Here is a 9,155-nt window from a genome sequence, read left to right as displayed (position 1 = left end):
TCTGTCCAAGAAGATCACCGTCGACGTGAAGGGCGAGATCCTGGAGCTCAAGAACACCGTCAACACGATGGTGGACCAGTTGCGCTCCTTCGCCGCGGAAGTGACCCGCGTGGCGCGCGAGGTCGGCACCGAAGGCAAGCTCGGCGGCCAGGCCGACGTGCAGGGCGTGGCCGGCACCTGGAAGGACCTGACCGAGTCGGTGAACTTCATGGCCGGCAACCTGACCTCGCAGGTGCGCAACATCGCCGAGGTGACCACCGCCGTGGCGGCGGGCGACCTGTCCAAGAAGATCACCGTCGACGTGAAGGGCGAGATCCTGGAGCTCAAGAACACCGTCAACACGATGGTGGACCAGCTGCGCTCCTTCGCCGCGGAAGTGACCCGCGTGGCGCGCGAGGTCGGCACCGAGGGCAAGCTCGGCGGCCAGGCCGACGTGCAGGGCGTGGCCGGGACCTGGAAGGACCTGACCGACTCGGTCAACTCGATGGCGTCCAACCTGACCTCCCAGGTGCGCAACATCGCCGACGTGACCAAGGCCGTGGCCGCCGGCGACCTCTCCAAGAAGATCACCGTCGACGTGCTCGGCGAGATCCTGGAATTGAAGACCACGATCAACACGATGGTGGACCAGCTCTCCTCCTTCGCCGCGGAAGTGACCCGGGTCGCGCGCGAGGTCGGCACCGAAGGCCGCCTCGGCGGCCAGGCCACGGTGCGCGGCGTGTCGGGGACCTGGAAGGACCTGACCGACAACGTGAACTTCATGGCCGGCAACCTGACCGGCCAGGTGCGCGGCATCGCCAAGGTGGTGACCGCCGTGGCCAACGGCGACCTCGCGCAGAAGCTGACCGTGGAGGCCAAGGGCGAGATCGCCGCGCTGGCCGACACGATCAACTCGATGACGGACACGCTCGCGATCTTCGCCGACCAGGTGACCACCGTCGCCCGCGAGGTGGGCGTGGAAGGCAAGCTCGGCGGCCAGGCCAAGGTGCCGGGCGCGTCCGGCACCTGGAAGGGCCTGACGGAGAACGTCAACGAACTCGCCGCCAACCTGACCACGCAGGTGCGCGCGATCGCGGAGGTCGCCACCGCCGTGACGCAGGGCGACCTGACGCGCTCGATCACCGTCGAGACGCAGGGCGAGGTCGCGTCCCTCAAGGACACGATCAACGAGATGATCCGCAACCTGAAGGACACGACACAGAAGAACACCGAGCAGGACTGGCTCAAGACCAACCTGGCCAAGTTCACGCGGATGCTGCAGGGCCAGAAGGACCTCGTGACCGTCGGCCAGTTGATCCTGAGCGAGCTCGCGCCCGTCGTCGGCGTGCAGCAGGCCGAGTTCTTCGTGCTCAACATGCGCGGCGAGATGCCCCGCCTCAAGCTGATCGCCAGCTACGCGTCCGGCGGCCTGGCCACGCACGGCAAGGAACTGGCGCTCGGTCAGGGGCTGGTCGGCCAGTGCGCGCTGGACCAGGAGAAGATCCTGCTGACCAACGTGCCGGGCACGGCCTTCCGCATCGCGTCCGGCCTCAGCGAGACCGCGGCGATGGAAGTGCTGGTGCTGCCCGTCGTCTTCGAAGGCCGCGTGCGCGGCGTGCTGGAGCTCGCCTCGCTCGAACGCTTCAGCTCCACCCACCAGGCCTTCCTCGACCAGCTGACCGAATCCATCGGCATCGTGATCAACACGATCGAGGCCAGCACGCGGACGGAAGACCTGCTGATCCAGTCGCAGTCGCTCGCGGAAGAGCTGCAGCGCCGGCAGCAGGAACTGCAGCAGACCAACGGCGAGCTGCAGGAGAAGGCGCAGCTGCTGGCCCACCAGAACCAGGAGGTCGAGCGCAAGAACACCGAGGTCGAGCAGGCCCGCCAGGCGCTGGAGGAAAAGGCCGAGCAGCTGGCGCTGACCTCGAAGTACAAGTCCGAGTTCCTCGCCAACATGTCGCACGAGCTGCGCACGCCGCTGAACTCGCTGCTGATCCTGTCCGACCAGCTCTGCAAGAACAGCGAGGGCAACCTCACGCTCAAGCAGGTCGAGTTCTCCAAGACCATCCACGCGTCCGGCAACGACCTGCTGATGCTGATCAACGACATCCTGGACCTGTCCAAGATCGAGTCGGGCACCGTCGCCGTCGACGTCAGCGAACTGCGGCTGGACGAGCTGCAGCGCTCGGTCGAGCGCAGCTTCCGCCACTTCGCGGAATCCAAGCACGTCGGCTTCGCCGTCGAGATGGACGCGCCCCTGCCCAAGTCGCTGGTCACCGACGTCAAGCGGCTGCAGCAGATCATCAAGAACCTGCTGTCCAACGCCTTCAAGTTCACCCACCAGGGCCAGGTCACCTTCAGCGTCAGCGCGGCGTCCGAGGGCTGGTCCGCCGACAACGAGGCGCTCAACCACGCGGGCCAGGTGATCGCGTTCGCGGTCGCGGACACCGGCATCGGCATCTCGGCCGACAAGCAGCAGATCATCTTCGAGGCCTTCCAGCAGGCCGACGGCTCGACCTCGCGCAAGTACGGCGGCACCGGCCTGGGCCTGGCCATCAGCCGCGAGCTCGCGCGGCTGCTGGGCGGCGAGATCCGGCTCGTCAGCGCGCCGGGCCACGGCTCCACCTTCACGCTCTACCTGCCGCAGCATTACGCACCGGCGCGCAACGCGCGGCCGCGCATCGCGCCCGGCACGCCGGCCAAGTCCGGAACTTCCGGCGGTTCGAACGCCTCCGCGGCGACCGGCGAGGAGCGTGACGACCTGCCGACCCACTCCCCGGCCGCGATCACCGCCGCCGAACTGGCCGAGGCCGCCGTGCAGCGCGCAGCCGCGCGGCGGGCGCCGGCCAGCCGGACGGGCGACGGCAACGACATCGGGAACGGGAGCGGGAACGGGAACGGCAAAGCCGATGGCAAGGCCAACGGCAGCGGCAGCGGCAGCGGTGGGACGGGCAGCGACGGCGTCATGACCCCGCTGGACGCGCACCGCGTCCAGATGGACACGCCGCCCGACAGCATCGTCTTCGCCAACGTCGCCAAGGACGACCGCGACGACATCGGCAGCGGCGACCGCGTGCTGCTGATCGTCGAGAACGACCTCGCCTTCGCCGGCGTGCTGCTCGAGGCGGCCCGCCACGGCGGCATGAAGGGCCTGGTGGCGACCACCGGCGCGGGGGCGCTCGCGATGGCGCAGGAGTTCCGGCCCAGCCTGATCACGCTGGACATCTTCCTGCCCGACATGCAGGGCTGGCGCGTGCTGGACCGGCTCAAGTCCGATCCCGACATGCGCCACCTGCCGGTGTGCGTGGTCTCGACCGACGACGCGCGCGAACGCGCGCTGCAGGCCGGCGCGCTGGGCTTCCTGGCCAAGCCGCTGCAGTCGCGCGACGACGTCGAAGTCGCCCTGCGCGACCTGCAGCGCTACCTGGACCGGCCGCGACGGCGACTCGCGGTGGCGATGCCCGAGGGCGCGGAGCGGCTCGCGCTGCTGTCGCCGCTGGCCGACGACGTCGAGACGGTGTTCGTGCAGACCGCGGCGCAGGCGCGCGAGGTGCTGCCCGGCGTCGACGCGCTGCTGGTGGATGCGGTCGCGAGCGCCTTCGGTCCGCAGGACGTGCTGGACGCGCTCGAGCAGCGGCCGGGCACGTTGCCGTTGCAGGTGGTGGCGCTGAACGCCGCCGGGAGTTCGGGGGCGTCGGGGGCGTCGGGCGCATCGGGCGTATCAGGCCCGGTGGGCACGGTGGGCACGGTGGGCACGGCAGGCACTGCAGAGGCGTCCGAGGACCTCGCCGCCGCCCGCCGCTGGACGCGGCCGCACGGGCTGCCGGTGCGCACGGCCACCGGCACCGACGCCGCGCTGGCGGCGGTGGCGCTGGCCCTGCATCGCGCCCCCGCCGACATGGGCGACGGCGAGCGCCAGGCCTTGCACGACGCGCAGGAGGTCAGCTGTCCGCTGGTCGGCAAGAAGGCGCTGATCGTCGACGACGACATGCGCAACATCTTCGCGCTGGCCACGGTGCTGGACTCGCACGGCATGGTCATCGTCTCCGCCGACAACGGCCGCGAGGCGATCCGGCTGGTGCAGGAAGACCCGTCGATCGACATCGTGCTGATGGACATCATGATGCCGGAGATGGACGGCCTGGAGACGATGCAGCAGATCCGCCGGCTGCCGCGCGGGCGCGAGCTGCCGATGGTCGCGGTCACCGCCAAGGCGATGAAGGGCGACCGCCAGAAATGCATCGAGGCCGGCGCCTGGGACTACCTGTCCAAGCCCGTCGACCCCGCCAACATGCTGACCGTGCTGCGGGGCTGGCTATGCCGCTGAGCGCCCTCTTCGACGGCTACGCCACGCCCGACGCGGCGGAGCGCGCCAGCATCCTGATCGTGGACGACCTGCCGGAGAAGCTGCTCGTCTTCGAGACCATCCTGGCCGACCTCGACCAGCACCTGGTCATCGCGCGCTCCGGCAGCGAGGCGCTGCGCGAGGTGCTGCGCCAGCAGTTCGCGGTGATCCTGATGGACGTGAACATGCCGGGCATCGACGGGCTGGAGACGGCCCGGCTGATCCGCGGCTACCGGCGCTCGGCGCACACGCCCATCATCTTCGTCACCGCCTACGCGGACGAGCTGCAGACGGCGCAGGGTTATTCGCTCGGCGCGGTCGACTACATCCTCTCGCCGGTGATCCCCGACGTGCTGCGCAGCAAGGTGCGGGTCTTCGTCGACCTGTTCATCATGCAGCAGCGCCTGCGCCAGCAGGCGCTGGAGCGCATCGCCATCGCGCGCGCCGAGGCCGCGCAGCGCGCCGCCGAGGAGAACACGCGGCGCTCGATCTTCCTGGCGCAGGCGGGGCGTGAACTGGCCGACTCGCTGGACGCGGACGTCGCGATGCGGCGGCTGCTCTCGCTGCTGGTGCCGAACTTCGCGCCGCGCGCGCTGCTGTGGCTGCGCGACGCGGGCCACGGGCACGAGCGCGTGCTGCGCTGCGATGCGCCCATCGCCACCGGCGAACCGCCCCCGTTCATCGAGGGCCGCGAGCAGATGCTGTCCGAGGTGCTCTACAACGCCACGCGCAGCGCGATCGAGCAGATGGTGCCGGCGCTGTTGCCGGGGAGCTCCCTGCAGGCGCACGCGCCGCCCGCCTTCGCGCCGTCGGGCCTGCCCGAGGACGACGAGCCCCCGTCGCGCGCGCTGCTGCGCCGCGATACCGCGAGCGGCGTGGTGCTGCCGCTGGTGGCCGGCGAGCGCATGCTCGGCGGGCTGCTGCTGGTCGATCCGCACCAGCCGCCCGACTGGCCGACGCTGGAGGAACTCGCGGGCCGCGCCGCGATCGCCTTCGAGAACGCGCGGCTGTACGGCGCGCTGCAGGCCGAGATCGTCGAGCGCCGTCAGGCCGAGGCGGGCCTGCTCGAAGCGAGCCGGCGCAAGGATGAGTTCCTCGCGATGCTGTCGCACGAGCTGCGCAATCCGCTGGCGCCGATCCGCAACGCGATCGAGGTGATGCGCGCGCTGTCGGAGACCGGCACGCCGGCGGGCGACGGCCAGCCGCGCGGCGGCCAGGGCCAGGGCCAGGATCGCGCCCGGCGTCTGGCCGAAGCGGTCGCGGTGACCGACCGCCAGGCCAGGCACCTGACGCGGCTGGTCGACGAGCTGCTCGACGTGGCGCGCATCAGCCAGGGCAAGATCGTGCTGAAGTCCGAGACGCTCGACCTGCGCGACATCGTGCGCCAGGGGCTGGAGCCGGTGCAGTCGCTGATCGACGGACAGGGGCAGCAGCTCTGCCTGACGCTGCCCGACCGCCCGGCGCGCGTGCGCGGCGACGCGGCGCGGCTGATCCAGGTCGTGACCAACCTGCTGCACAACGCGAGCAAGTACACCGATGCAGGGGGCCGCATCGCGCTGACGCTGACCCGCCAGGACAGCGGCGGCGCCGGCCACGACGGCGCCTTCGTGCTGACCGTGAGCGACAACGGACGCGGCATCGCCGCGTCGCTGCTGCCGCATGTCTTCGACCTGTTCGAGCAGGGGCCGCGCGGACTGGACCGCAACCAGGGCGGGCTGGGCGTCGGACTGACGCTGGTGCAGCGCCTCGTGCAACTCCATCACGGCCGGGTGGAGGCCCGCAGCGAAGGCCCGGGACACGGCTCCGAGTTCCAGGTGTGGCTGCCCGCCGCCGTCGAGGAGATATCCATGACTTCACCTGCCCCGGTCGCTCCACCGGAACGCATCGCGCCTGCCCGCGGCGAGGCGGCTGCCGGCGAGGACGCTCACGACGACGTCCGCGATGATCGTCACGACGGCCTTCGCGATGACTTTGGCGATGAGGTCCACGACGACGCGGGCCCGTGCCGCGTGATGGTCGTCGACGACAACCGCGACGCGGCGGACTCGATGGCGGTGTTCCTCGAACTCGCCGGCTTCGACACCGCGGTGCAGCTGGACGGCCCCAGCGCGCTGGAGGCCGCGACGGCGCGGGCGCCGCAGGTGGTGCTGCTCGACATCGGCCTGCCCGGCCTGGATGGGTATGAGGTCGCGCGCCGGCTGCGCGCCCTGCCCGGCGGCATGGACTGCCTGTTGATCGCGCTCACCGGCTACGGCCAGCAGGACGACCGCCGCCGTGCGCACGAGGCCGGCTTCGACGTCCATCTGGTCAAACCGGCCGATCCGGACGCGGTCGTCGAACTGATCCAGGAGTGGCGACAGCGGGACAGCGCGCGGCCGGCGGAGACCGCGACGCGCTGAACAGGAGGTGCCGCGGAGGCACTACGTGAAGACCTCGTTCCCGGAAGTCGCTCCATGCCTCTGCCTGTGCCTTTGCTCGCCGCCGCCGCGCCTCCGCTTTCTCCGCTTGCTCTGCTGAGCGGTCAGGTCGTTTCCAGGAACGCCGGACCCGGCATCGGCGGCATCGTCGGCGGCATCGTCGGCGGCATCTCCCACGTGGTGATGCAGCCGTCGGCGAACAACGCGCCGCGGACCTTCGGCGTCAGACGCTGATCGAACGACCAGAGCGCTGCCCTCGGCAGCTTCGCGCCCAGCCAGACCGACCCGCCAGGCCGCCCCTCCCGATGAATGATGGAGGACTGCAGCCCGGCCTCTGCCGCGCCGTGCAGTCTCCGCCCGGAAGACGCCCATGACTGTCCCCTTCACGCTCGACGCGTCGAGCATTCCCTTGACGCCGCAGGATGACCCGGTGCACATCACGGTGGGTCGAGGCCTGTTCTCGCCGGATCCCAAGCCGGTCGACGATTTCTCGGGGTCCAGCTTCCTGTCGCGACTGCGGATGCTCAAGCGGATCCGGAACCTGGATGGTCCGGACGATGTGGCGGGTGCACTTCCCGCCGCGTTCGCGACCTCCAACCAACCCGCCATCGAGCTCGGCCTGCTCGCAGGCCTGTTCCCGCTCGTGGCGCTTTCCGCGAAGGAGGCCGTGACGTCGGCTCGCGCCGGTTACGCGCGGGGGTATCCCGGACAGGTCCGCGCCACGCTGGACCAGCAGCAGCGCCTGATCGGCGCCTTGCGCCACGGAAGCGTCCTGAGTGCCGTCGGCACCGATGCAGACCTCGGGCGGCTGGTCCGCCTGCACGAGGACTGCGTCCGTTCGTACGAGGCACGCGAGCATGAGCGCGCACGAGGCTTCGGCGCGCTGGTGAGACACAACATCGCCAGGAAGTGGGATCGCATGCCCGGCACCAGCGCAATGTGCGAGGCCTTCCTGGCGGAGGCGCGCCGCGTGATCGCCGCCAGGACGGCGCAGCGACAGATCCTGGAGGCGCCTGAAACGACCTACCAGCACCACCTCACGCACAAGTGCGCGCAGGCGCAGCGGCAGACCAAGCGCGCCCGTTGGCCCGCGCTCTTCACCGGCATCGGCATGTCCGGCATGGCCACCGGCATGGGGGTTTCCGCAGGCGCTTCTGCCGCCTCCGCGGGCGCCGCCGCGGCGCAGGCCTCGGGCCAGGCGGCGAACCAGGCGGCGGCCCAGGCGGCGGGATGTGCGCTCGACGCGGTCACCGGCGGCATCATGATGGGTGCGCAGGCGGCCCAGATGGCGGCCGGCGTGTCCAACCTCCGCGTCCATGTCGCCGACCATCGCCGGCTCCTCGAGGACCACGCCGCCATCCAGGCGATCGCCCCGGACCTGCCCCGCCGCACCCGCGAGCTCCACGCCCAGGACACGCGATCCCGGCTGGCGGACAGCCGAAGGAGTCAGGCCTGCGACATCGCGCTGAGCACCGGCCAGGGGCTGATGCTGGCATCCAGTGCTTCCGGCTTCGTGTGCCCGCCTGTCGCGCTGGCGTTGGCGGGGCCAGGGATTGCCCTCACCCTCGGCGCCAGCGTGTGCGGCGGCGTCAATGAAGCGCACCGGGAGCACTATCTGGGCGATGGCGCGGTCGAACCCGTCAAGCAGCGGATGCGCCTGGGCAACCTGGGGCCGCGGCTCCGCGACGTGGCGCTGGACACCGTCTTGCAGGAGGTGGCGGAGCAGTTGGACGGCCACCAGGACCAGTTGGTGCATACCCGCTTGTGGTGCGACATCCTGGCGGTCCTCGCGAAGGAGGACGTCGGGCAGACCGGACACCCCCGTTCCGCGCAGGAGCGCTACCGCGACCTGCTCAGCCGCAACCGGGGTCGGCGAGGTGCATCGCATCTCTTGCCCGCCGGCCTCGAACGCCTGCATGCGCTGCGTCGGGAACATTACCCGGAAGCCTGGTTCGACGGGCCCGCGACGGAGCTTCACGAACGGCTGTCCGCGAGCCTCCGGCAGCATCCCGCGGCTGCCGTCCTCCTCGGCCTGCCGGACGTGCGGCGGGAGATCCTGTTCGCCACGGTGTCCGACCTGGTCCGCCGCCGGGATCCCGTCATGGACCGGCTGCTCTACGACGACCGGGGACGGCGCGTGAAGACGCTCCACGGCGACGCGGCCTTCTTCGCGCGCCTGAGGTCCCACCCCTTGGCCAGGGCCATCCATCTGCGGCACGAGAACGAGATCCTGGCGCGTCATCTGACGCCGGTCGATCGCTTCGGACGCTCAGACACCCGGGAAGCGCTCACCGACCTCGCCCACACGAAGGCGGGACGCGAACGCCGCCGAATCCACCCGGACCGCCCGCACGGGCAGAGCGACCGGCCCGGCGCGGCATGACGAAAAAGGGGCTGCTCCTCAGCAGCCC

4 protein-coding genes are annotated in these 9,155 nt (G+C 70.8%); all 4 read left to right on the top strand.

The genetic code is table 11. The features are described 5' to 3' along the window. A partial coding sequence (locus tag AC07O8_RS19875; protein WP_495049678.1) for a response regulator occupies positions 1–4,309 on the top strand: 4,309 nt, incomplete at its 5' end. After that, entirely contained in the window at positions 4,300–6,726 is a 2,427-nt protein-coding gene (locus tag AC07O8_RS19870; protein WP_495049677.1) for a response regulator, read from the top strand. The genes AC07O8_RS19875 and AC07O8_RS19870, both read left to right, overlap by 10 nt. Positions 6,727–6,780: 54 nt before the next feature. Continuing rightward, positions 6,781–6,978, top strand: coding sequence for a hypothetical protein (locus tag AC07O8_RS19865; RefSeq protein WP_495049676.1), 198 nt, complete (start codon positions 6,781–6,783; stop codon positions 6,976–6,978). A 136-nt stretch (positions 6,979–7,114) separates the two neighbouring features. Continuing rightward, positions 7,115–9,127: a hypothetical protein gene (locus tag AC07O8_RS19860; protein WP_495049675.1), complete on the top strand. Its 2,013-nt coding sequence runs from the start codon at positions 7,115–7,117 to the stop codon at positions 9,125–9,127. Positions 9,128–9,155 lie beyond the last annotated feature (28 nt).

This window comes from Roseateles sp. GW821-FHT09G09 (assembly GCF_059415965.1).
This window is presented reverse-complemented; position numbering and strand designations above follow the sequence as displayed.

Bases quoted from the DNA above. Each gene is read 5' to 3' on its own strand.
- AC07O8_RS19860 (WP_495049675.1), top strand. From the start codon at position 7,115: ATGACTGTCCCCTTCACGCTCGACGCGTCGAGCATTCCCTTGACGCCG.
- AC07O8_RS19865 (WP_495049676.1), top strand. From the start codon at position 6,781: ATGCCTCTGCCTGTGCCTTTGCTCGCCGCCGCCGCGCCTCCGCTTTCT.
- AC07O8_RS19870 (WP_495049677.1), top strand. From the start codon at position 4,300: ATGCCGCTGAGCGCCCTCTTCGACGGCTACGCCACGCCCGACGCGGCG.